Source organism: Cupriavidus sp. SIMBA_020 (assembly GCF_046535395.1).
In the GTDB taxonomy this organism is placed as follows: Bacteria; Pseudomonadota; Gammaproteobacteria; order Burkholderiales; family Burkholderiaceae; genus Cupriavidus; species Cupriavidus campinensis.
In genome coordinates, this window is record NZ_JAWRWU010000786.1 from 1 (window position 1) to 265 (window position 265).

Sequence of the window (265 nt, forward strand, 5' to 3'; positions counted from 1 at the left end):
ATGCCGAGTGGATGGTAGTCGGCTTCATGACCCTGGCATTCTTCGGCAAAGGCATTGGCGCGCTGGGCTGGGCGGTGGTGGCAGACACCTCGCCGAAGCAGATCGCCGGGCTGTCCGGTGGCCTGTTCAACACCTTCGGCAACATCGCCTCGATCACCACGCCTATCGTGATCGGCTACATCATCACCGCCACCGGCTCGTTCAAGTGGGCACTGGTGTACGTGGGCGCCAACGCCCTGGTAGCGGTGTTCAGCTACCTGGTGAT

The 265-nt window shown here is 62.3% G+C and carries 1 pseudogene; it reads left to right on the forward strand.

From position 1 onward, the window contains the following. Positions 1-265 (forward strand): annotated as a pseudogene (locus tag SB751_RS31500) (MFS transporter); the annotation flags it as partial.